Below are 20,737 nucleotides of genomic sequence, written 5' to 3' on the forward strand. Positions count from 1 at the left end.
GCTTCTGGCGCAACGTTCAAATACAGACATCGACCCATTTTGCTGCGGTCAGTTCCGCCATTCTGTCGGGCGAGATACGCACCGCGCTGTGGATGGCACCCGCTGCGGGTAATACTTCCGCGTACTGTTTTAATGTGATGTCACAGTAAACAGAGAGAGGGTTTTCCAGCCCGAAAGGGCAGACGCCGCCCACAGGATGACCCGTCAGGGTGACGACCTCATCGCTGCTGAGCATGCGGGCTTTTGCACCGAATGTCTCTTTGAGCTTTTTGTTATCAAGACGCGCATCGCCTTTTGCGACCACCAGAATCACGTCATTTTTAATCTTCAGTGATAGCGTTTTGGCAATCTGGCCGGGTTCAACGTTGTGCGCGGCAGCAGCAAGTGCAACAGTCGCTGTGCTTTGATTAAGCTCAATGATCTCTATATCCGGAGCGTGTTCGGCGAAAAACTGCTGTACAGACTGCAAACTCATTGATTCCTCCTGACAAATATCCTGCGTAATCTGTCATAAGAATTTAGTCGCTGTAAATATCCCTTAAGTAACAAATATTCGTCAGGGTCGATTTCTGGATCGCCTTCACATTCACAGAAACCGGTTACAGTAACCGGTTGCAGAGCATGATGCAGAGATTAATACTGAGGGTGTAACTTCCCCTGTATCTAATAATAAGAGCTAATTATGAAACCATTCCGTTTGAGCAGTACCGCGGGTACACGATCCGGCAAGGTTGTGACGCTGAATTATGGAACAACGTGTGACGTGAGAACGTCCGAAACGAACGTCTGACAGGAGATCTGCTATGTCTGCCAACCATGCTGCATTTAATCTGATTTTCCGCTTCGTTGAGAATTACGTCAGCCCCGTTGCCGGGCGGATCTCTTCTCAGCGTCATGTGATGGCGATTCGCGACGGGTTCATCTCGGCGATGCCGTTTATGATCGTGGGTTCGTTTTTATTAGTGTTCGCTTATCCTCCTTTTTCGCCTGATACCACCTGGGGTTTTGCCCGCGCCTGGCTGGATATGGCGAAGCAGTTTGAAGGACAAATTCTGACGCCGTTTGATATGACGATGGGCGTGATGTCCCTTTATATCTGTGCGGCTATCGCCTACAACCTGGGCAAACATTACGTTAAAACCCATCAGCTGGATCCGTTCATGTGCGCCATGCTGTCGTTAATGGCGTTTCTGCTGGTGGCGGCCCCTAAAACCAAAGGCGCTTTGCCAGTCGATAGCCTGGGAGGGACCGGGATTTTCACCGCGATTCTGGTGGCGATTTATTGCGTTGAGATGATGCGTTTTCTGAAGGCACACAACATCGGGATCCGCCTGCCGGACCAGGTTCCGCCGATGATCAAAAACTCGTTTGACCTGCTGATCCCGGTACTGGTGGTGGTGTTGACGCTTTATCCGCTGAGCCTGCTGATCCAGTCGCAGTTCGGCATGCTGATCCCGCAGGCCATTATGTCGATCTTTAAGCCGCTGGTCTCTGCGGCTGACTCGCTGCCTGCCATCCTTCTGGCGGTGCTGATTGGCCACCTGCTGTGGTTTGCCGGGATCCACGGCGCAGCGATTGTCTCCGGGATGCTGCAAATGTTCTGGCTGACCAACCTGGGGGCGAACCAGACCGCACTGGCGGCGAGCCTGCCTTTGCCACACATCTTTATGGAGGCCTTCTGGACGTTCTTTATCGTTATCGGTGGGTCCGGCGCGACGATGGGGCTGGTGTTCTGCTACCTGCGCAGCCGCTCCGCGCACCTGCGTTCGATTGGCCGCCTCAGCGTGGTGCCGAGCATATTCAACATCAATGAACCGGTGATTTTTGGCACGCCGATTGTGATGAACCCGGTGTTCTTTATTCCTTTCCTGCTGGCGCCGATGGTCAACGCCGTGCTGGCATGGGCAGCGATGAAGTTTGATCTGATTGGCCGCGTGATTTCCGTGGTGCCGTGGACGGCGCCGGCGCCGGTTGGTGCGGCCTGGGCGCTGGGCTGGGATTTCCGCGCCGCCATTCTGGTGCTGGTCCTGGCCTGCGTTTCCGCCATTATCTATTTCCCGTTCTTCAAGGTGTACGAGAAGCAGCTGCTTCAGCAGGAAGCGGAAGAAGCACAGCGTAACGGGGAAGAGGAAAATCAGCAGATAGCGTAGGTAAAAGCAAAACGGCAACGCAGGTTGCCGTTTTTAGTTTTTGTTGCTTCTCCCCCGTGGGTGAGGGCATCAGGCCGGGCCAGACTACTTAAGCGTGCAATCGCCGCACTGCTGCACGTCCGGCAGACGGTAGCGCTGACAGCAGGTACGACGCACCAGAAGTCCCTCACGCGGTACGACGGTGCGGTAAAGAGGGTTATCCCGTCCATCTGAAAGCTGTTTGGCAAAGAAACAGCTCTGACGCAGTGCATCCACTTTTTCGTCGCCGAGCAGCGGCTTCATCTCCGTCAAATACCAGTGGATAAGATATCCGGTATTACTCCAGATCAGTTTGCCGTTAATCTCTCCCGTCGCTTCCAGGACATCCACCACCGGAACCAGCGCGCGCGTAATCAGCGATTCCATACGCGCCTGCGCAGACAGGTGCATCGCGCTGCGATCCTCATGCACGTCAATCCAGAAACAGGCGGCACGCCCGGTCTCATGAAATTCGACGTGGAAATGCTCCGAAGAGAGATCGAGCATGGTTTCCTGGGTCAACAACGCCAGCATGATCGGCGGCACCATCAGCCCGATGTACCACTGAGCCCAGAGGGAAAGCAGCGGTTTGTTTTCCCGCGCAAGCGTAGGCTGATTACGGTAGATATGATCGGAATAGGCCGCCAGCAGAGAGCGCAGCTCGGCAGGACGTTGCCACTGGGACAGCGTCAGAGCATGATGCGGGGGCGCTTCATCCAGCTTGATAAAATCCAGCAGATGGGCGCGCGTTACGGCGATTTTTTCCCGAATGGCGTCCGCAAGCGTCGTCTCCCCGGCGGAGAGTGGAGCGCGCCAGAGCAGGGGCTCAACGATGTGTGCAGTACGAGTCGCCATAGTGTGGATTACAAATCTAAATGATAATGATTGCCAATCCTAACTATAGATAAAACCGAGCGCAAGAGATTTATCCTGGCTCTGTGAGGGGGGTCAGGCGGTATGCAGCTCTTCGCTCATCAGAATGCTGTTGCGTCCCATGTGCTTGGCTTCATAGAGGGCTTTATCGGCTTTCGCCAGCGCACCCTCAACGTCTTCACCTTCGTACATGGCAATGCCAATGCTGATGGTCACGTTAGTGGCGACGCTTTCGTTAAACATGTGGGGGATTTTAAGATCGTAAACTTTCTGGCGTATGCGTTCTGCCGTCTGGCGTGCTTGCTCCAGCGGAATGTTACTCAACAGAACCATAAATTCTTCCCCGCCAAACCGGGCGACCACGTCGCGTGAACGCACGGCATCGCGGATCGCTGCCGAGACGCGGATCAACGCCTGATCGCCCATCATATGGCCGTAATGGTCGTTATAGGCTTTGAAATGGTCGATATCCATCAGCAGCACGAAGTGCTCGCCGCCGTCGGGCGTGGGGAGATTCTCCAGTCGGCTTTGCAGTCCACGACGGTTATACAAGCCGGTCAGCGGGTCCATCATGCTGAGATCGGTCAGGGTTTCGCGCTCCTCCAGCAGCTCGGAGAGCAGCTCCTGAGCGAAACGGTCGTTGCGCCGCTGGATCACGTGATGAATGCCAATGGCGACCATAGGCAGCGCGAAGAAATAGGTCATTCTCAGCCAGTTTTCGGCAGGGCTTAACCACAGGCAGATAATAAACGCGGGTAATGAATGTAGCGTAAATGCTTTGATATTACTGGCAAACGCCAGAGCCCCTATAAAAAGCACCGTTAAAAGCGCCATCATTAAAAACGGCGCGCGATCGTGGGTGATAACTAAAAATTTAGAGACGATCTGCCAGGCCCATAAAAAGCCGAAAATCGCGGAAACCGCGGGAATATTTATTTTCCGCGCGCTGTTTTTCCAGTGCCAGATGAGTAAGCCGGTGCTGATAGTCAATACGGCAACCAGGGGCACCGATAACACGCGCACGGAATAGAGCGGGTTTGTTATCGAGAACAGCGCTGAGGCGGCATTCAGAAATAAAAACAAACGTAAAGATAACTGATATTTCTTGTTGACCAAAGACAGCCAGGATTGTGATGTCATATGCGTGCGTTTTTATTAAAACTCAATTAAAACAATGCGCCAGGCGTTATTTATTCGTTATGGATGCAAGGAAATTGAATTCTTATTATCAGAAAAACTTTATAGAAAGTTAACAGGTGTGCAATTTATCACCTTACACATTCTCTGTCATTATGGGAAAGCGATTGTCGAGGCAATTTGTGCCCGCGCATGCTGACAGGTGATAATTATTATCATATGATATTGGTTATCATTATCAGTGTGAGAGGATAAACCATGTTGAGCAAAGCGCTGGGAAGTGGGTGGGGGATTTTACTGCCTGGTGTCATCCTTGGCGGCCTGACGTTTGCCGATCTCTCCATTGACGTCTGGAAGGCGATCATTGTTTCAGGGCTGCTGGTGACGTCGGCGATGATCTGGCATAAACAGCTTCGGCATTACGTGCTGCTGCCGTCTTGCGTTGCGTTGGTCAGTGGAATACTGGTGATTTTGATGAGTCTGAAATAGCCGGGAAAAACGAGAGGTACTGCCGGGAGGATGTAAGATAATTGGTGCGAGGGGGGGGACTTGAACCCCCACGTCCGTAAGGACACTAACACCTGAAGCTAGCGCGTCTACCAATTCCGCCACCTTCGCACAGTCATCTTACTGGTTTGATATCGCCTCGTTGGTGCGAGGGGGGGGACTCGAACCCCCACATCCTAAGGACACTAACACCTGAAGCTAGCGCGTCTACCAATTCCGCCACCTTCGCCCAGTGCGAGCAATATCAACGTGATTTATGGTGCGAGGGGGGGGACTTGAACCCCCACGTCCGTAAGGACACTAACACCTGAAGCTAGCGCGTCTACCAATTCCGCCACCTTCGCATACCATCGACACTGTAAAAGTATCGTAACCACGGAGGCGCATTCTAGATGTTTTCAGCTTTACGTCAACAGAAAATTGCGCACGTTGTTTTGATTGCTGCAAAAATGGGCGATGGCAGCGTCAGCCATCGCCGGACAAAGGCGGGGATTACTTTTTCGCCTGGCGCGTCATTACGGTGCGATACACCTTAAAGCGGCCCGTCTGGGCGATCACCTCGTGGAAGCCAAAGGTTTCATCCAGCACTTTCGGATAGGCCAGGAAGGCGTTCGCCACGATACGCAGCTCGCCGCCGCTGTTAAGGTGACGGGTTGCGCCACGGATCAGCGTTTGCGCCGCTTCAAGGCTGGTTTCCATACCGTCGTGGAACGGCGGGTTAGAGATGATCATATCAAAGCGACCGGTCACGTCGGAGAAGACGTTGCTGGCAATAACGTCGCCTTCGATACCGTTCGCCGCAAGCGTGGCGCGGCTGGCTTCCACCGCCGGAGCGCTCACGTCACACAGGGTTAAACGCACCTTCGGCGAGTGGCTGGCGAGAACCGTTGACAGCACGCCCGCGCCACAGCCAACGTCCAGCACCTTGCCTTTGGTGTGCGGCGTCAGGGTGGACAGCAGCAGCTTGCTGCCCGTATCAAGCGCGTCACGGCTGAATACGCCCGGCAACGTTTTGATGGTGAGGCCGTCGAGCTGATACTCGTCCCAGAAGGTGTCGGCATCAAAGGTTGTCTGTTTTTCCAGACGGCCATGATACAGGCCGCAGCGACGGGCGCTGTCGATTTTCGTCAGCGGCGCGTAGGCTTCGAGCATCTGCTCTGCGCTACGCACACCGCTGCGGTTCTCACCGACAACGAAAATATCGCAGCCGACCGGCAGCAGAGAAAGCAGGTTCATCAGCTGGAACTGGGCTTCCGGTTTGTTCTTCGGCCAGTAGTAAATGAACGTATCGCAGTCAGCAATATCGCTCTGCTCCGCCACCAGGCTAAAGCGCGCGCGCTCGCCCATCTGGCGGCTCAGCACCTGCCAGTGGTGGTAGTACTGGGTGTGGGCACGGCTTTCAGCACAGTCGAAACGCGCGGGCAGGTCATCCTGCATATCTCCGGCAAACAGAATACGGCTTTCTTCGAAATCATCACTGTGACGCAGCAAGACTTCACTTGCCGGGGTAAATGCAGACATGAATTGTTCCTCAATAAACTCAGGCGGGGATTATAGTAGGTAGATGGCGCAGTTTCGACACATTTGCTATATTTGCGCGCCTGAGAGACAGGAGTTTTCGCTATGACATCCCGACGAGACTGGCAGTTGCAGCAGCTGGGCATCACCCAGTGGGCTTTGCGTCGCCCGACGGCGTTGCGGGGCGAAATAGCCATCTCCATCCCTGCGCATGTCCGCCTGGTGATGGTGGCAGACGCGCCGCCTGCCCTGAATGAACCCCTGATTGAAGATGTCCTTCGCAGCCTGAAGGTGACAAACGATCAGGTATTACAGCTGGCGCCCGAAAGCGTCGCGATGCTTCCCCCTGACAGCCGCTGTAACAGCTGGCGAATCGGGGCGGTGAATGAGCTACCCCTTGAAGGCAGCCAGATCAGCTCGCCAGCGCTGGACGAACTGAAAGCCAACCCAAAGGCGCGTAGCGCGCTATGGCAACAAATTTGCGAATATGAACACGATTTCTTCCCTCACGACGGCTGACCTGACCACCGCGTTCGCGATTGAAACCCGCGCCCATGCCTTTCCGTGGAGCGAAAAGACGTTTGCCAGCAATCAGGGCGAACGCTATTTAAATCTGCGCCTGGACGTGGACGGTACCCTGGCCGCGTTTGCCATTACGCAGGTTGTTCTGGACGAAGCGACGCTGTTTAATATCGCGGTCGATCCCGCTTTCCAGCGCCGCGGGCTGGGCAGAGAACTGCTTGAGCACCTCATTCGTGAGCTGGAAACCCGTGACGTTTTCACTCTGTGGCTGGAGGTGCGCGCGTCTAATGTCGCCGCCATCGCACTTTATGAAAGCTTAGGCTTTAACGAGGCGACCATCCGCCGTAACTACTACCCCACCGCAGAGGGACGTGAAGACGCCATTATCATGGCTCTGCCGATTGGATAACGAAAATAAGGTTGTAACGATGAAATGGGACTGGATTTTCTTTGATGCCGACGAAACGCTGTTTACGTTTGACTCGTTCGGCGGCCTACAGCGGATGTTTCTCGACTATAGCGTGGCCTTCACCGCTGAAGATTTTCAGGACTATCAGGCGGTGAATAAACCGCTGTGGGTGGACTACCAGAACGGAGCCATCACTGCGTTACAGCTTCAGCATCAGCGTTTTGACGCCTGGGCGGAGCGGTTAAAAGTCAGTCCAGGGGCGCTGAACGAGGCGTTCCTGAATGCGATGGCGGATATCTGCGCGCCGCTGCCCGGCGCCGTTTCCCTGCTGGATTCACTGAAAGGCAAGGTGAAGCTTGGGATCATCACCAACGGTTTTACCGCGCTTCAGCAGATCCGCCTTGAGCGTACCGGCCTGCGCGATCATTTCGACGCGCTGGTGATCTCCGAGCAGGTGGGCGTACCGAAGCCGGATCCGCGTATTTTCGATTATGCGCTGGCGCAGGCTGGCAATCCTGACCGCGATCGCGTGCTAATGGTGGGCGATACCGCAGAATCTGATATTCTGGGGGGTATGAGATCGGGTCTGTCGACCGTCTGGCTGAACGCGCATGGTCGCGAGCTGCCGGAAGGCATCAAGCCGACCTGGACCGTCACGTCATTGAACGAACTAGAGCAGCTCCTGTGTAAACAATGATTGCCTGCCCCCTGTTGATGGGTAAAATAGCCGCATTTTTCGTATTCCATGATGCGCGGCCTGCTGCCGCGCCTACCTAAGAAGAATTGATTATGACGTTGTCTCCTTATCTGCAAGAGGTGGCCAAACGCCGCACTTTTGCCATTATCTCGCACCCGGATGCCGGTAAAACGACCATCACCGAGAAGGTGTTGCTGTTCGGACAGGCGATCCAGACCGCGGGTACCGTTAAAGGCCGTGGCTCCAGCCAGCATGCAAAATCTGACTGGATGGAGATGGAAAAGCAGCGTGGTATTTCGATTACCACCTCCGTGATGCAGTTCCCGTATCACGACTGCCTGGTGAACCTGCTGGACACCCCGGGGCACGAAGACTTCTCCGAAGATACCTACCGTACCCTGACGGCGGTGGACTGCTGCCTGATGGTGATCGACGCCGCGAAAGGTGTTGAAGATCGTACCCGCAAGCTGATGGAAGTGACCCGTCTGCGCGATACGCCTATCCTCACCTTTATGAACAAACTCGACCGTGACATCCGTGACCCGATGGAGCTGATGGATGAAGTGGAAAACGAGCTGAAGATCGCCTGCGCGCCCATCACCTGGCCGATTGGCTGCGGCAAGCTGTTCAAAGGGGTTTATCACCTCTATAAAGACGAAACCTACCTGTACCAGACCGGTAAGGGCCACACCATTCAGGAAGTCCGCATCGTAAAAGGTCTGGACAACCCGGAGCTGGACGCCGCCGTCGGTGAAGAGCTGGCCGCCCAGCTGCGCGATGAGCTGGAGCTGGTGCAAGGCGCCTCTCACGAGTTCGACAGAGAGCTGTTCCTGAGCGGCGAAATTACCCCGGTCTTCTTCGGTACCGCCCTCGGCAACTTCGGCGTTGACCATATGCTCGACGGTCTGGTTGAGTGGGCCCCGCAGCCGATGCCGCGTAAAACCGATACCCGTGAAGTCGAAGCGAAGGAAGAGAAGTTCTCCGGCTTCGTCTTTAAAATTCAGGCCAACATGGACCCGAAACATCGCGACCGCGTCGCCTTTATGCGCGTAGTGTCCGGTAAATACGAGAAGGGCATGAAGCTGCGTCAGGTGCGTATCGGCAAAGACGTGGTGATCTCCGACGCGCTGACCTTCATGGCGGGCGACCGTTCGCACGTGGAAGAAGCCTATCCGGGCGATATCATTGGTCTGCACAACCACGGTACCATTCAGATTGGCGATACCTTCACGCAGGGCGAAATGATGAAGTTCACCGGTATCCCGAACTTCGCGCCGGAACTGTTCCGCCGCATTCGCCTGCGCGATCCGCTGAAGCAGAAGCAGCTGCTGAAAGGGCTGGTTCAGCTTTCCGAAGAGGGGGCTGTACAGGTGTTTCGCCCAATCGCCAACAACGATCTGATCGTGGGCGCGGTGGGTGTGCTTCAGTTTGACGTGGTGGTTGCCCGTCTTAAGAGCGAGTACAACGTGGAAGCGATTTACGAATCGGTGAACGTGGCGACCGCGCGCTGGGTTGAGTGTTCAGACGTGAAGAAATTCGAAGAATTTAAGCGTAAGAACGAAGTTCAGCTGGCGCTGGATGGCGGCGATAATCTGACCTATATCGCCCCAACCATGGTGAACCTGAACCTGACGCAGGAACGTTATCCTGACGTTCAGTTCCGCAAAACGCGCGAGCATTAATTCCCTCTCAGAGCACGGCAGCCGCCGTGCTCTTCTTTAATTCCTGTGTTATTAAACCCTTGCGGAATGTTCTTAATTCAACGCAATTTTTCGCTATTCGTTCGTTTTTTCCCCAATTCTGAATGCACCCCCGTAATTGTGATCTATATTTAACTCAGTGTTTAGCACCGGGCATGGATGAATTAACTGTTCAATGCATGTCCACTGGTTCTCCATTTCGCCCGTGTGTTAATTCGCAATATATAAAACCAAGATTTAGGGAAGTATGTCGCCCAAATAACGGGCAAAACACAGGAATAAATCGATGAATATGACAAGACTGAAGATTTCTAAAACTCTGCTGGCTGTAACGTTGGGTAGTGTCCTGGTAAGCGGTTCTGCTCTGGCAGAAACCAGCACCATGGATAAAGCGCAAAATACCGCCAATACCGCAGGGGAAAAAATCGATAGCTCTATGAATAAAGTCGGTAATTTCATGGATGACAGCTCTATCACAGCAAAAGTGAAAGCCGCACTGGTGGATCATGAATCCATTAAGAGCACCGATATTTCTGTTAAAACCGACAACAAGGTTGTCACCCTGAGCGGTTTCGTTGAAAGCCAGACCCAGGCTGAAGAGGCCGTTAAAGTGGCCAAAGGCGTTGAGGGCGTAAGCTCCGTCAGCGACAAACTGCACGTACGTGACAGCAAAGAGTCTTCGGTGAAGGGTTATGCCGGAGATGCAGCAACTACCAGCGAAATCAAAGCTAAACTGTTAGCGGACGACATCGTGCCATCCCGTATGGTGAAAGTTGAAACCACCGATGGTGTGGTCCAGCTGTCCGGTACGGTTGAGAACCAGGCACAAAGCGATCGTGCTGAATCAATTGCGAAAGCGATTGATGGTGTGAAAAGCGTTAAAAACGATCTGAAAACGAAGTAAAGCAGCACCACTCGCCCGTCTGGCTTAACGCCGCGGGCGAAATAAAAACGACTCTGGAAAAACGCCGGTGAGTGGCCTGAGCGCTCACGTTTAGCGGCCGACATTAACTATGGTAAAGGAGAGGCTTATGTTTCGTTGGGGCATTATATTTCTGGTTATCGCGTTAATTGCCGCCGCATTGGGCTTTGGTGGACTGGCGGGTACCGCGGCATGGGCAGCGAAAATTGTCTTCGTCGTCGGTATTATTCTGTTCCTGGTGAGCCTGTTTACGGGTCGACGTCGCCCGTAGCAAACGCAATATTCATTAAACAAACTCAAGCCAGTCCTCGTGACTGGCTTTTTCTCGTTTGAGAACCGGCAGGGATCTGCGTTACTGTGTCTGAACATAATAATGAAAACAGGAAGGCAGAGGTGGGGCAGCGAATTCCCGTGACGATCGGCAATATTGCGCCGCTGACGTTAAAACCATTCCATGCAGGCCAGCTTGCGCTGGTCTGTGAAGGGGGCGGACAGCGCGGTATTTTCACAGCAGGCGTGCTGGACGAATTTATGCGCGCTGAGTTTAACCCGTTCGATCTCTATTTCGGCACCTCGGCCGGGGCGCAGAATCTCTCTGCCTACGTCTGTAACCAGCCCGGCTATGCGCGCAAAGTGATTATGCGCTACACCACCTCCAAAGCGTTCTTCAACCCGGTACGCTTCGTGCGCGGCGGGAACCTGATCGATCTCGACTGGCTGCTGGATGCCACCTCCAGCCAGATGCCGCTGGCCATGGATACCGCGTCACGACTGTTCGATACCGGAAAAGAGTTCTGGATGTGCGCCAGCCGCGGCGATGACTATTCGCCGGGTTACTTTTCGCCGCAGAAAGAGAACTGGCTGGATATCATCCGTGCCTCCAGCGCGATCCCCGGATTCTACCGCACCGGCGCGCTGCTGGAGGGGATCAGCTATCTTGATGGCGGTATCAGCGACGCGGTACCGGTACAGGAGGCGGCGCGGCGTGGGGCGAACACCATTGTGGTGATCCGCACGGTGCCTTCGCAGATGTATTACACCCCACAGTGGTTTAAGCGTATGGAACGCTGGCTGGGCGACAGCAGCCTGCAACCGCTGGTAAATATCGCAAAGCAGCATGAAACGACCTACGGCGCGATGCAGCGCTTTATTGAAAAACCCCCGGGCAAGCTGCGCATCTTTGAAATTTATCCGCCTAAGCCGCTGCTGAGCATGGCGCTGGGCAGCCGGCTGCCTGCGTTGCGTATGGACTACAAAACGGGGCGGCTGTGCGGGCGTTACTTCCTTGCGACCGTCGGGAAAATGCTGGCCGAGCAACCGCCGCTTCATCGGCATAAAAGCATCATATTGCCGCCCGCCGTTGTGGCCAATGACGCGGTGGCGATGCCGCTGGTGGACGCGCCACAGGCCAACGATGGCTTACTCGATAACGAGGATCTGGCGTGACGCACTGCTTTATCGATACCCATTGCCACTTTGATTTCCCCCCGTTTAGCGGTGAGGAAGCCGCAAGTATCGCGCGCGCGGCTCAGGCCGGCGTGAGGGGCATTATTGTCCCGGCTATTGAGGCGGCGAGGTTTGAGAACGTCCTGGAACTTGCCCGCGTTCACGATGCACTGTACGCCGCGCTGGGTCTGCATCCGATCGTGATTGAGCACCATCTTGATGAACATATCGACAGGCTGGATGCCACGCTGCAAAACGCGGATAAGAAGCTGGTTGCCATCGGGGAGATCGGCCTCGATCTCTATCGTGAAGATCCGCAGTTTGAACGCCAGCAGACGATCCTGGATGCGCAGCTCCGGCTGGCAAAGCGCCACGATCTGCCGGTGATCCTCCACTCCAGACGTACCCATGACAAACTGGCGATGCACCTGAAGCGCATCGATCTGCCGCGCACGGGCGTGGTCCACGGTTTCGCCGGCAGCCTTCAGCAGGCGCAGCGTTTTATCGGGCTGGGCTATAAGATTGGCGTCGGCGGCACCATCACCTATCCGCGAGCCAGCAAAACCCGCGACGTGATGGCGCAACTCCCCCTGTCTTCGCTCCTGCTGGAAACAGATGCGCCTGACATGCCGCTGAATGGTTTTCAGGGCCAGCCCAACCGCCCGGAGCAGGCGGCGCGCGTTTTTGACGTGCTGTGTGAACTGCGTCAGGAGCCTGAAGAGGTGATTGCCGGCGCGCTGCTGGAAAATACCCGCGCGGTCTTTGGCATCACGCTATAGATAAAGAGCCGGGCGGATCACCGTAATGTGCTGCTGTTCCAGCGCCCGCGCCAGCGGCTCGACGTCCTCCGGCGTGGCGCTCCGCCATTGCGCCGCCTCCCCGTAAACCCCATGGGCATGAAACGCGTTGATCCGCACCGGAACGTTCCCCAATGCGTGGATAAAAGCGGTCAGCGATGGCAGATGTTGCAGATAATCACACCGATCGGGGATCGCCAGCAGGCGCAGCTCCGTCAGGCGATGACGCTCGGCCAGCCAGCGTATGCTCTGCTTGATCAGCGAATTTTCGCGCCCGGTCAGAAAACAGTGATGCTCATTGCCCCAGGCTTTCAGATCCACCATCGCGCCGTCAAATACCGGTAACAGCTTTTGCCAACCGGTTTCGCTTAACATACCATTGCTGTCTACCAGGCACGTCAGATGGCGCAGGGACGGATCGGCTTTGATCGCGGTGAACAGCGCCACCACAAACGGCAGCTGTGTGGTGGCTTCACCCCCGCTGACGGTCACGCCCTCGATAAAAGGCGCGGACGTGCGGACCCGGGCGAGGATCTCCTCGACGCTGTAGCGCTGCGCCATCGGCGTCGCCTGCTGTGGACACAGGTGCAGACAGGTGTCGCACTGCTGGCAGTGACTTTCCTGCCACCAGACGCGCCCGGCCTGAAGAGTCAGCGCGTCATGAGGGCAGTGAGGAACACAGTCGCCGCAGTCGTTGCAGCGCCCTATCGTCCACGGATTGTGGCAGGTTTTGCAGCGCAGGTTACAGCCCTGGAGGAACAGCGCCAGGCGACTGCCCGGCCCGTCCACGCAGGAGAAGGGGATGACCTGACTAACTAAAGCGCATCTTCTGTTCATGGCTAATCACGCGCGGCTGACGTTCCAGAATACGGGTATTGCGTGCGGCCTCTTCGCCCAGCCACGTGGTGTTCGTTCTCGAACCCGCTTCCCGGTATTTCTCCAGATCCGACAAGCGAACCATATACCCGGTCACGCGCACCAGGTCGTTTCCCGCCACATTCGCGGTGAACTCACGCATACCGGCGTTGAACGCCCCCAGGCACAGCTGCACCACCGCCTGAGGATTGCGTTTGACCGTCTCATCCAGGGTAAGAATATCGCTGATCCCCGAGTGATAGTGTTTATGGTGCGGCGCTACGGCGAGCAGGTGGCTGATGGGATCCGGCTCGTCACCGTACGGCAGACGCGCTCCCGGCGTGGTGCCCGAATCAGAACTGATCCCTGACTGCGCATGCAGCATTGCGCGATGCTGCCAGCCGTGTTTCACCGGCGTGTTTTCAACAAACGCCGCAAGCTGTTCACTGATGCGGTAGCCCAGCACATTGGCCTGCTCGCTTTTACCGTACCGTCCCGCTATGCCTGCTTTCTCGCACAGTACGTTCACCGCTTCGGCCAGGCCGTACATGCCAAACATCGGCACAAAACGATCGGCATCAATCAGCCCCTCTTTTACCAGGAAGCTATTCTCAAAGAAGCCGGACTGCTCATATAAAAAATCGCAGCGCGCGTCGAGTATTGCGATTTGCTGCTGACAGTAGTGGGGCAGGGTACGGGTGAAAAAGTCTTCCGGGGAGTGGCTGTGCTCCGCAATCGCTTTCAGGTTAAGGCGCACCAGCGTGCTGCCGCCGCCCGCGAGCGGCAGGGAGTTGTAACAGCTCACTACGCCATAGCGACCTTTTGTGAAAATTTTATCATTCACCGGACCGTTGGAAATATGCGGCTTGCTGCACTCACAAATGTTTTTCGCCACGCTCAGCAGCAAATCGTCGGGGGTAACGTCCGGGTCGTAGATAAAGGTCAGATTCGGCGCAACCTGCTTCAGTTCAGCATCTGCGCGCAGAATGGCGCGGGTGACGGGCGTATCCGCCGGGCCGATATTGGCATGCATAAAGGCGTCTGGCAGGGTGCGGTCCAGATAGCGCCAAAAACGTTTTATTCGGCTATCGATTTCATCCTGTGTTAGAATTTTAACATAAGGACTGAGGATTTCATCGAGCTGGCCCAGATAGACCGGCATGGACGTGACGGACGGAACGTGGTGGTAAAGGATAGTGAGCAGCGAGAGGGCATCATCCAGATCGTTCGCCCCTTCCAGCTCCAGCCATTCTGAACCGTTAGCCAGGAATTTAGCGTAATCCGGCAGCACGTAGCGCGGTTTGTAAGGCGCATGGCCTTCGAACATGTCGCAGATAAATCCCTCATCCAGCGCGGCGCGTGCCGCCTCTGGCAGAGCGGGATAGGGCAGATTGTTTTCCGCTTCCAGCGCCAGAAAATGACGTTTTTGTTCCGGGGTTAACACCGGGCTTGTCACAATGTGCTGGCATCGTTGTTGCAGGGCGTCGGGCATGTTCAACTTCCTTGAGGGTTCTGCGGATGGTGAACGAATTGTAGAAAGCCAGCCCGTTGGCGCTTTTGATCCGACAGGGGGTATCGCTGCTTTAGTCGGCGGTTGGCGCATGAAAGTTTGAAGAAGATCTCATTACAGTAATGCAAATTTGCACACAGTTTTCATTAACTGTGATGAATGTCGAAGTGTAGAGGCGGGTGAATGTTAGAATACTCACAGACCCGCAAGGTAAAATTGATACGGCACTGCCGTTGGAGAATGTTATGACCGATTTAACTGCAAGCAGCCTGCGCGCGTTGAAGCTGATGGACCTGACCACCCTGAACGATGACGACACCAATGAAAAAGTCATCGCCCTGTGCCATCAGGCGAAAACGCCAGTGGGTAACACCGCCGCCGTTTGTATCTACCCGCGCTTTATCCCGATTGCCCGCAAAACGCTGAAAGAGCAGGGCACGCCGGACGTGCGCATTGCAACCGTGACTAACTTCCCGCACGGCAATGACGACATTGAGATTGCGCTGGCGGAAACCCGCGCGGCGATTGCCTACGGCGCAGACGAAGTTGACGTGGTGTTCCCGTACCGTGCGCTGATTGCCGGCAATGAGCAGGTTGGCTTTGACCTGGTGAAAGCCTGTAAAGACGCCTGTGCGGCGGCAAACGTGCTGCTGAAAGTGATCATCGAAACCGGCGAGCTGAAAGAAGAAGCGCTGATTCGTAAAGCATCTGAAATTTCCATCAACGCTGGCGCAGATTTCATCAAAACCTCTACCGGTAAAGTGCCCGTCAACGCCACGCCGGAAAGCGCGCGCATCATGATGGAAGTCATTCGCGATATGGGCGTATCCAAAACCGTTGGCTTCAAACCTGCGGGCGGCGTACGTACTGCCGAAGACGCGCAGCAGTTCCTGGCGATTGCCGACGAGCTGTTTGGTGCCGACTGGGCGGATTCCCGTCACTACCGTTTCGGCGCGTCCAGCCTGCTGGCCAGCCTGCTGAAAGCGCTGGGTCACGGCGACGGTAAGAGCGCAAGCAGCTACTGATTGCCAGACAATGCCGGATGACGCTTCGCTTATCCGGCCTACAGGATCGTAGGGCGGGTAAGTGTACCCGCCACAACTCCCCCGATTCCGCATGGAGGTTACCGTGTTTCTCGCACAAGAAATTATTCGTAAAAAACGTGATGGTCTTGCTTTAAGCGACGAAGAGATCCGCTTCTTCATCAACGGCATTCGTGACAACACCGTCTCAGAAGGGCAGATTGCTGCCCTGGCGATGACCATTTTCTTCCACGATATGTCGATGCCTGAGCGCGTGTCGCTGACCATGGCGATGCGAGATTCAGGAACCGTTCTGGACTGGAAAAGCCTTAACCTTAACGGCCCGATTGTGGACAAACACTCCACCGGCGGCGTGGGTGATGTGACTTCGCTGATGCTCGGCCCTATGGTGGCAGCCTGCGGCGGTTACGTTCCCATGATCTCCGGGCGCGGCCTGGGCCACACCGGCGGTACGCTCGACAAACTGGAAGCCATTCCGGGCTTCGATATCTTCCCGGATGACAATCGCTTCCGCGAGATTATTAAAGACGTTGGCGTGGCGATTATCGGCCAGACCAGCTCTCTTGCGCCGGCAGACAAGCGTTTTTACGCGACGCGCGATATTACCGCCACCGTAGACTCTATCCCGCTGATCACCGCCTCTATCCTCGCCAAAAAACTGGCGGAAGGGCTGGACGCGCTGGTGATGGACGTGAAGGTGGGCAGCGGCGCGTTTATGCCGACCTATGAACTCTCTGCTCAGCTTGCCGAAGCGATCGTTGGCGTCTCCAACGGCGCAGGCGTGCGCACCACCGCGCTGCTGACCGACATGAACCAGGTGCTGGCCTCCAGCGCCGGTAACGCGGTTGAAGTGCGCGAGGCCGTGCAGTTCCTGACGGGTGAATACCGCAACCCGCGCCTGTTCGACGTCACCATGGCGCTGTGCGTGGAGATGCTGATTTCCGGCAAGCTGGCCAAAGACGATGCGGAAGCCCGTGCGAAGCTTCAGGCGGTGCTGGACAACGGCAAAGCGGCGGAGATCTTTGGCCGTATGGTGGCGGCGCAGAAAGGCCCGACCGACTTCGTGGAAAACTATGCGAAATACCTGCCAACCGCGATGCTCAGCAAGGCGGTCTACGCGGACAGCGAAGGTTTTGTCTCCGCTATGGACACCCGCGCGCTCGGCATGGCTGTCGTATCTATGGGCGGCGGTCGTCGTCAGGCATCGGACACCATTGATTACAGCGTCGGCTTTACCGATATGGCCCGTCTGGGCGACAGCGTTGACGGCCAACGTCCGCTGGCGGTGATCCACGCGAAGGACGAAGCCAGCTGGCAGGACGCGGCGAAAGCGGTGAAAGCGGCAATATCTCTTGACGATAAAGCACCGGAAACCACACCGACGGTCTATCGTCGTATCACTGAATAGCGGTATACTGATCTGATCGCATTTTTATGAAGCACTAAGTACGGAGAACAATTATGAAACGTGCATTTATTATGGTGCTGGACTCATTCGGCATCGGCGCAACCGAAGATGCAGAACGTTTTGGTGACGTGGGTTCCGATACCCTGGGTCACATCGCGGAAGCCTGTGCAAAAGGCGAAGCGGATAACGGTCGTAAAGGCCCTCTGAACCTGCCAAATCTGACCCGCCTCGGGCTGGTAAAAGCGCATGAAGGCTCTACCGGTAAAATCGCAGCCGGTATGGACGGTAACGCGGAAGTCGTGGGCGCCTACGCCTGGGCGCACGAGCTCTCTTCCGGGAAAGATACCCCGTCCGGCCACTGGGAAATCGCGGGTGTGCCGGTGCTGTTCGACTGGGGTTACTTCTCCGATCACGAGAACAGCTTCCCGCAGGAGCTGCTCGATAAGCTGGTGAAGCGCGCCAACCTGCCGGGCTACCTCGGTAACTGCCACTCTTCCGGTACCGTGATTCTGGATCAGCTCGGCGAAGAGCACATGAAAACCGGCAAGCCGATTTTCTACACCTCTGCTGACTCCGTGTTCCAGATTGCCTGCCACGAAGAGACGTTTGGCCTGGATAAACTCTATGAACTGTGCGAAATCGCCCGGGAAGAGCTGACCGAAGGCGGCTACAACATTGGCCGCGTGATCGCACGTCCGTTTATCGGCGACAAAGCGGGTAACTTCCAGCGTACCGGTAACCGTCACGACCTGGCCGTTGAGCCACCGGCACCTACCGTGCTGCAAAAGCTCGTCGACGAGAAAGGCGGTCAGGTCGTTTCCGTCGGTAAAATCGCGGACATTTACGCCAACTGCGGCATTACCAAAAAGGTCAAAGCGACCGGTCTGGATGCGCTGTTCGACGCTACCATCAAAGAGATGAAAGAGGCGGGCGATAAGACCATTGTCTTCACCAACTTCGTGGACTTCGACTCCTCCTGGGGCCACCGTCGCGATGTAGCCGGTTATGCGGCAGGCCTGGAGCTGTTTGACCGCCGTCTGCCAGAGCTGATGGAGCTGGTGGGGGAAGATGATATTCTGATCCTGACCGCCGACCACGGCTGTGACCCAACCTGGACCGGTACCGACCACACCCGCGAGCACATTCCGGTGCTGGTGTACGGCCCGAAAGTAAAACCGGGTTCGCTGGGGCACCGTGAAACCTTCGCGGACATCGGCCAGACGATTGCGAAATACTTTGGTACGTCTGACATGGAATATGGCAAGGCTATGTTCTGATGTCATTGCCGGGTGGCGGCTGCGCCTTACCCGGCCTACAAAACCGTAGGCCCGGTAAGCGAAGCGCCACCGGGCAAAAAAACAAATGAAAAGGAACTGAAGATGGCAACTCCTCACATTAATGCAGAAATGGGTGATTTCGCTGACGTCGTATTGATGCCTGGCGACCCGCTGCGCGCGAAGCACATTGCAGAAACTTTCCTCGAAGACGTGCGTGAAGTGAACAACGTGCGCGGCATGCTGGGCTTCACCGGTACCTATAAAGGCCGCAAGATCTCCGTAATGGGCCACGGTATGGGTATCCCGTCCTGCTCCATCTACACCAAAGAGCTGATCACCGATTTCGGCGTGAAGAAAATCATCCGCGTTGGCTCCTGCGGTGCGGTGCGTATGGACGTTAAGCTGCGTGACGTGGTGATCGGCATGGGCGCGTGTACCGACTCTAAAGTTAACCGCATCCGCTTTAAGGATCACGATTTTGCGGCAATCGCCGACTTTGACATGGTGCGTAACGCGGTTGACGCGGCAAAAGCACTGGGCGTCGATGCGCGCGTGGGTAACCTGTTCTCTGCCGATCTGTTCTACTCGCCAGAAGGCGACATGTTCGACGTGATGGAAAAATACGGCATCCTGGGCGTGGAAATGGAAGCGGCCGGTATCTACGGCGTGGCGGCTGAGTTTGGTGCGAAAGCGCTGACCATCTGCACCGTGTCTGACCACATCCGTACCCACGAGCAGACCACCGCTGCCGAGCGTCAGACCACCTTCAACGACATGATCAAAATCGCGCTGGAATCCGTTCTGCTGGGCGATAAAGAGTAAAAGCTGTAGTGCCGGGGGGCGGCTTTGCCTGACCCGGCCTACGGTTTTCCAGGCCCGCTAAGCGCAGCGCCAGCGGGCTTTTTTACTAGCGTACTGCCTGCGCAATCCACGCCGATAAGTCCCGCAACTCTTGTTCCTGTTCCGGAAAATCAACAAGTAACGCGTCACACTCCTGTTGCAGCATATCCGCCCGATACAAACAGCCCTGCAACCGTGCCGCCAGCGCCTCCAGCGGTGCCGGATTCAGGCTATCGGTAAACACCTGCGTACGGGTGATATGGCCTTTTTCCACGTCAAAGTGCAGCTCTACGCCGCCCCAGGTGAAGCGCTCGTCCAGCAGGTGTGAAAACGCCGGTGCCTGGCCGAAGTTCCACTCCCAGCTGCTCTGGCGGGCAAAGGTTTCAGCGAAGTTGGGCAGGTCAGGGATCTTATCGGGGGAGATCACTTCCGCCTCCACGCGCTCGCCGTAATGCTTAAAGAAGGCTTCACGGATCGCATCGCAAATTTGCTCGTGGGTAATGCCCGGCAGGAGTTCCACCAGATTCGTCACGCGACCGCGTACGGAGGTGATCCCTTTCGCCTGGAGCTTTTTCTTGTCCGGGTTAAGGTAGTTCGCCAGACGGCTCAGGTCGGCGTTCAGCAGCAGGGTACCGTGGTGGAATCCGCGATCCAGGGTTTCGCGGTAGGCGGAGCCTGACACTTTCCGGTCGCCTTCGGGCGTTTTCACGACCAGATCGTTACGTCCGGAGGCTTCGGCCTTCACGCCGAGCGAATTGAGCGCGTTGAGGACAATGGCGGTCGAGATGGTTTTATCGTATTCCGGCTTGCCCGCCATAAAGGTAAAGCAGGTATTGCCCAGATCGTGAAACACCGCGCCGCCGCCGCTGCTGCGGCGCGCAAGACGGACGTTGTCCTCTTCCATACGGCGGGTGTTACACTCTTTCCACGGATTTTGCGCGCGGCCAATGACGACCGTATCGGCGTTGCGCCAGAGAAACAACACGCGCTGAGTGGCGGGCATCTGGCGGAAGATGCACTCTTCCACCGCCAGGTTAAACCAGGGATCGTAAGAGTCAGAGATAAGCAGGCGTAACGTCGTCATGGCAGAGTTCCTTTTCCGAATCAT

At 55.9% G+C, this 20,737-nt stretch carries 21 protein-coding genes and 3 tRNA genes; 14 read left to right on the plus strand and 10 right to left on the minus strand.

All coding sequences use genetic code 11. The features are described 5' to 3' along the window. Positions 1-16: 16 nt before the first annotated feature. Positions 17-475, minus strand: a complete 459-nt coding sequence (locus E0L16_RS07415; protein WP_003856572.1) for a YbaK/EbsC family protein — start codon at positions 473-475, stop codon at positions 17-19. 328 nt (positions 476-803) lie between these two features. Here E0L16_RS07415 and E0L16_RS07420 point away from each other — a divergent pair, with 328 nt between their 5' ends. After that, the gene (locus tag E0L16_RS07420; RefSeq protein ID WP_063450736.1) at positions 804-2,150 is read left to right on the plus strand and encodes a PTS sugar transporter subunit IIC; all 1,347 of its coding nucleotides are present in this window, start codon (positions 804-806) and stop codon (positions 2,148-2,150) included. A gap of 84 nt (positions 2,151-2,234) precedes the next feature. Here E0L16_RS07420 and fhuF read toward each other — a convergent pair whose 3' ends face one another. Continuing rightward, positions 2,235-3,023, minus strand: coding sequence for a siderophore-iron reductase FhuF (fhuF, locus tag E0L16_RS07425; RefSeq protein ID WP_131636647.1), 789 nt, complete (start codon positions 3,021-3,023; stop codon positions 2,235-2,237). Between the two features lie 93 nt (positions 3,024-3,116). Beyond that, positions 3,117-4,181 carry a GGDEF domain-containing protein gene (locus tag E0L16_RS07430; RefSeq protein ID WP_063867396.1) on the minus strand — a complete coding sequence of 355 codons (1,065 nt, stop codon included), beginning with the start codon at positions 4,179-4,181 and terminating at the stop codon, positions 3,117-3,119. A gap of 255 nt (positions 4,182-4,436) precedes the next feature. On the opposite strand from E0L16_RS07430, the gene E0L16_RS07435 reads away from it, so the two are divergent. Continuing rightward, positions 4,437-4,667, plus strand: coding sequence for a DUF1435 domain-containing protein (locus tag E0L16_RS07435; RefSeq protein ID WP_063867397.1), 231 nt, complete (start codon positions 4,437-4,439; stop codon positions 4,665-4,667). A 42-nt stretch (positions 4,668-4,709) separates the two neighbouring features. On the opposite strand, the gene E0L16_RS07440 is transcribed toward E0L16_RS07435, so the two are convergent. The 4 genes from E0L16_RS07440 to rsmC form a co-directional block, all read right to left on the minus strand. After that, positions 4,710-4,796 (minus strand) — tRNA-Leu (locus E0L16_RS07440). 32 nt (positions 4,797-4,828) lie between these two features. Next, positions 4,829-4,914 (minus strand) — tRNA-Leu (locus E0L16_RS07445). A gap of 28 nt (positions 4,915-4,942) precedes the next feature. Further along, positions 4,943-5,029 (minus strand) — tRNA-Leu (locus E0L16_RS07450). Positions 5,030-5,177: 148 nt separating this feature from the next. Next, positions 5,178-6,206, minus strand: coding sequence for a 16S rRNA (guanine(1207)-N(2))-methyltransferase RsmC (gene rsmC / locus E0L16_RS07455; RefSeq protein WP_112792014.1), 1,029 nt, complete (start codon positions 6,204-6,206; stop codon positions 5,178-5,180). A gap of 102 nt (positions 6,207-6,308) precedes the next feature. On the opposite strand from rsmC, the gene E0L16_RS07460 reads away from it, so the two are divergent. From E0L16_RS07460 to E0L16_RS07495, 8 genes are all read left to right on the plus strand, one after another. Then, positions 6,309-6,722: a DNA polymerase III subunit psi gene (locus tag E0L16_RS07460; protein ID WP_131636648.1), complete on the plus strand. Its 414-nt coding sequence runs from the start codon at positions 6,309-6,311 to the stop codon at positions 6,720-6,722. Next, on the plus strand, positions 6,691-7,134 hold the full coding sequence (rimI, locus tag E0L16_RS07465; RefSeq protein ID WP_063450730.1) for a ribosomal protein S18-alanine N-acetyltransferase: 444 nt from the start codon (positions 6,691-6,693) through the stop codon (positions 7,132-7,134). Before E0L16_RS07460 ends, rimI begins: the two co-directional genes overlap by 32 nt. Positions 7,135-7,153: 19 nt before the next feature. Next, positions 7,154-7,831: a pyrimidine 5'-nucleotidase gene (gene yjjG / locus E0L16_RS07470; RefSeq protein ID WP_131636649.1), complete on the plus strand. Its 678-nt coding sequence runs from the start codon at positions 7,154-7,156 to the stop codon at positions 7,829-7,831. A 92-nt stretch (positions 7,832-7,923) separates the two neighbouring features. Continuing rightward, on the plus strand, positions 7,924-9,513 hold the full coding sequence (prfC, locus tag E0L16_RS07475) for a peptide chain release factor 3 (protein WP_063450728.1): 1,590 nt from the start codon (positions 7,924-7,926) through the stop codon (positions 9,511-9,513). Positions 9,514-9,817: 304 nt separating this feature from the next. Beyond that, positions 9,818-10,435, plus strand: a complete 618-nt coding sequence (gene osmY, locus E0L16_RS07480) for a molecular chaperone OsmY (RefSeq protein ID WP_063450727.1) — start codon at positions 9,818-9,820, stop codon at positions 10,433-10,435. Between the two features lie 127 nt (positions 10,436-10,562). Next, positions 10,563-10,724, plus strand: a complete 162-nt coding sequence (locus E0L16_RS07485) for a DUF1328 domain-containing protein (protein WP_003856556.1) — start codon at positions 10,563-10,565, stop codon at positions 10,722-10,724. A 122-nt stretch (positions 10,725-10,846) separates the two neighbouring features. After that, positions 10,847-11,899, plus strand: coding sequence for a patatin-like phospholipase family protein (locus tag E0L16_RS07490; RefSeq protein ID WP_063867402.1), 1,053 nt, complete (start codon positions 10,847-10,849; stop codon positions 11,897-11,899). Next, on the plus strand, positions 11,896-12,678 hold the full coding sequence (locus tag E0L16_RS07495) for a TatD family hydrolase (protein ID WP_131636650.1): 783 nt from the start codon (positions 11,896-11,898) through the stop codon (positions 12,676-12,678). Before E0L16_RS07490 ends, E0L16_RS07495 begins: the two co-directional genes overlap by 4 nt. Here the strand turns inward: E0L16_RS07495 and E0L16_RS07500 are convergent. Together E0L16_RS07500 and E0L16_RS07505 are read right to left on the minus strand one after the other, a co-directional pair. Continuing rightward, on the minus strand, positions 12,673-13,533 hold the full coding sequence (locus tag E0L16_RS07500) for a YjjW family glycine radical enzyme activase (protein WP_131636651.1): 861 nt from the start codon (positions 13,531-13,533) through the stop codon (positions 12,673-12,675). The genes E0L16_RS07495 and E0L16_RS07500 overlap by 6 nt on opposite strands. Continuing rightward, positions 13,508-15,043, minus strand: coding sequence for a YjjI family glycine radical enzyme (locus E0L16_RS07505; RefSeq protein ID WP_131636652.1), 1,536 nt, complete (start codon positions 15,041-15,043; stop codon positions 13,508-13,510). Before E0L16_RS07505 ends, E0L16_RS07500 begins: the two co-directional genes overlap by 26 nt. A 263-nt stretch (positions 15,044-15,306) precedes the next feature. Between E0L16_RS07505 and deoC the strand changes: the two genes are divergently transcribed. The 4 genes from deoC to deoD all read left to right on the plus strand — a co-directional run bounded on the left by deoC (position 15,307) and on the right by deoD (position 19,611). After that, positions 15,307-16,086: a deoxyribose-phosphate aldolase gene (gene deoC, locus E0L16_RS07510; RefSeq protein ID WP_063867406.1), complete on the plus strand. Its 780-nt coding sequence runs from the start codon at positions 15,307-15,309 to the stop codon at positions 16,084-16,086. Positions 16,087-16,189: 103 nt separating this feature from the next. Then, a complete protein-coding gene (deoA, locus tag E0L16_RS07515; RefSeq protein WP_063867522.1) occupies positions 16,190-17,512 on the plus strand; it encodes a thymidine phosphorylase in 1,323 nt (440 codons plus the stop codon). 53 nt (positions 17,513-17,565) lie between these two features. After that, positions 17,566-18,789 carry a phosphopentomutase gene (gene deoB / locus E0L16_RS07520; protein ID WP_063867407.1) on the plus strand — a complete coding sequence of 408 codons (1,224 nt, stop codon included), beginning with the start codon at positions 17,566-17,568 and terminating at the stop codon, positions 18,787-18,789. Between the two features lie 102 nt (positions 18,790-18,891). Beyond that, complete coding sequence (gene deoD / locus E0L16_RS07525) at positions 18,892-19,611, plus strand: purine-nucleoside phosphorylase (RefSeq protein ID WP_003856538.1); 720 nt, start codon at positions 18,892-18,894, stop codon at positions 19,609-19,611. Positions 19,612-19,696: 85 nt separating this feature from the next. Here the strand turns inward: deoD and lplA are convergent, their stop codons facing one another. Further along, positions 19,697-20,713, minus strand: coding sequence for a lipoate--protein ligase (gene lplA / locus E0L16_RS07530; protein WP_131636653.1), 1,017 nt, complete (start codon positions 20,711-20,713; stop codon positions 19,697-19,699). Between the last annotated feature and the right edge of the window lie 24 nt (positions 20,714-20,737).

Source organism: Enterobacter quasihormaechei, from assembly GCF_004331385.1.
Classification (GTDB): domain Bacteria; phylum Pseudomonadota; class Gammaproteobacteria; order Enterobacterales; family Enterobacteriaceae; genus Enterobacter; species Enterobacter quasihormaechei.

Coding starts and splice junctions, on each gene's coding strand:
- E0L16_RS07500 (WP_131636651.1), bottom strand. CDS start 13,533: ATGAACAGAAGATGCGCTTTAGTTAGTCAGGTCATCCCCTTCTCCTGC.
- osmY (WP_063450727.1), top strand. CDS start 9,818: ATGAATATGACAAGACTGAAGATTTCTAAAACTCTGCTGGCTGTAACG.
- prfC (WP_063450728.1), top strand. CDS start 7,924: ATGACGTTGTCTCCTTATCTGCAAGAGGTGGCCAAACGCCGCACTTTT.
- deoD (WP_003856538.1), top strand. CDS start 18,892: ATGGCAACTCCTCACATTAATGCAGAAATGGGTGATTTCGCTGACGTC.
- rimI (WP_063450730.1), top strand. CDS start 6,691: ATGAACACGATTTCTTCCCTCACGACGGCTGACCTGACCACCGCGTTC.
- deoB (WP_063867407.1), top strand. CDS start 17,566: ATGAAACGTGCATTTATTATGGTGCTGGACTCATTCGGCATCGGCGCA.
- lplA (WP_131636653.1), bottom strand. CDS start 20,713: ATGACGACGTTACGCCTGCTTATCTCTGACTCTTACGATCCCTGGTTT.
- E0L16_RS07485 (WP_003856556.1), top strand. CDS start 10,563: ATGTTTCGTTGGGGCATTATATTTCTGGTTATCGCGTTAATTGCCGCC.
- E0L16_RS07505 (WP_131636652.1), bottom strand. CDS start 15,043: ATGCCCGACGCCCTGCAACAACGATGCCAGCACATTGTGACAAGCCCG.
- E0L16_RS07460 (WP_131636648.1), top strand. CDS start 6,309: ATGACATCCCGACGAGACTGGCAGTTGCAGCAGCTGGGCATCACCCAG.
- E0L16_RS07435 (WP_063867397.1), top strand. CDS start 4,437: ATGTTGAGCAAAGCGCTGGGAAGTGGGTGGGGGATTTTACTGCCTGGT.
- yjjG (WP_131636649.1), top strand. CDS start 7,154: ATGAAATGGGACTGGATTTTCTTTGATGCCGACGAAACGCTGTTTACG.
- E0L16_RS07430 (WP_063867396.1), bottom strand. CDS start 4,181: ATGACATCACAATCCTGGCTGTCTTTGGTCAACAAGAAATATCAGTTA.
- E0L16_RS07415 (WP_003856572.1), bottom strand. CDS start 475: ATGAGTTTGCAGTCTGTACAGCAGTTTTTCGCCGAACACGCTCCGGAT.
- rsmC (WP_112792014.1), bottom strand. CDS start 6,206: ATGTCTGCATTTACCCCGGCAAGTGAAGTCTTGCTGCGTCACAGTGAT.
- fhuF (WP_131636647.1), bottom strand. CDS start 3,023: ATGGCGACTCGTACTGCACACATCGTTGAGCCCCTGCTCTGGCGCGCT.
- E0L16_RS07420 (WP_063450736.1), top strand. CDS start 804: ATGTCTGCCAACCATGCTGCATTTAATCTGATTTTCCGCTTCGTTGAG.
- deoC (WP_063867406.1), top strand. CDS start 15,307: ATGACCGATTTAACTGCAAGCAGCCTGCGCGCGTTGAAGCTGATGGAC.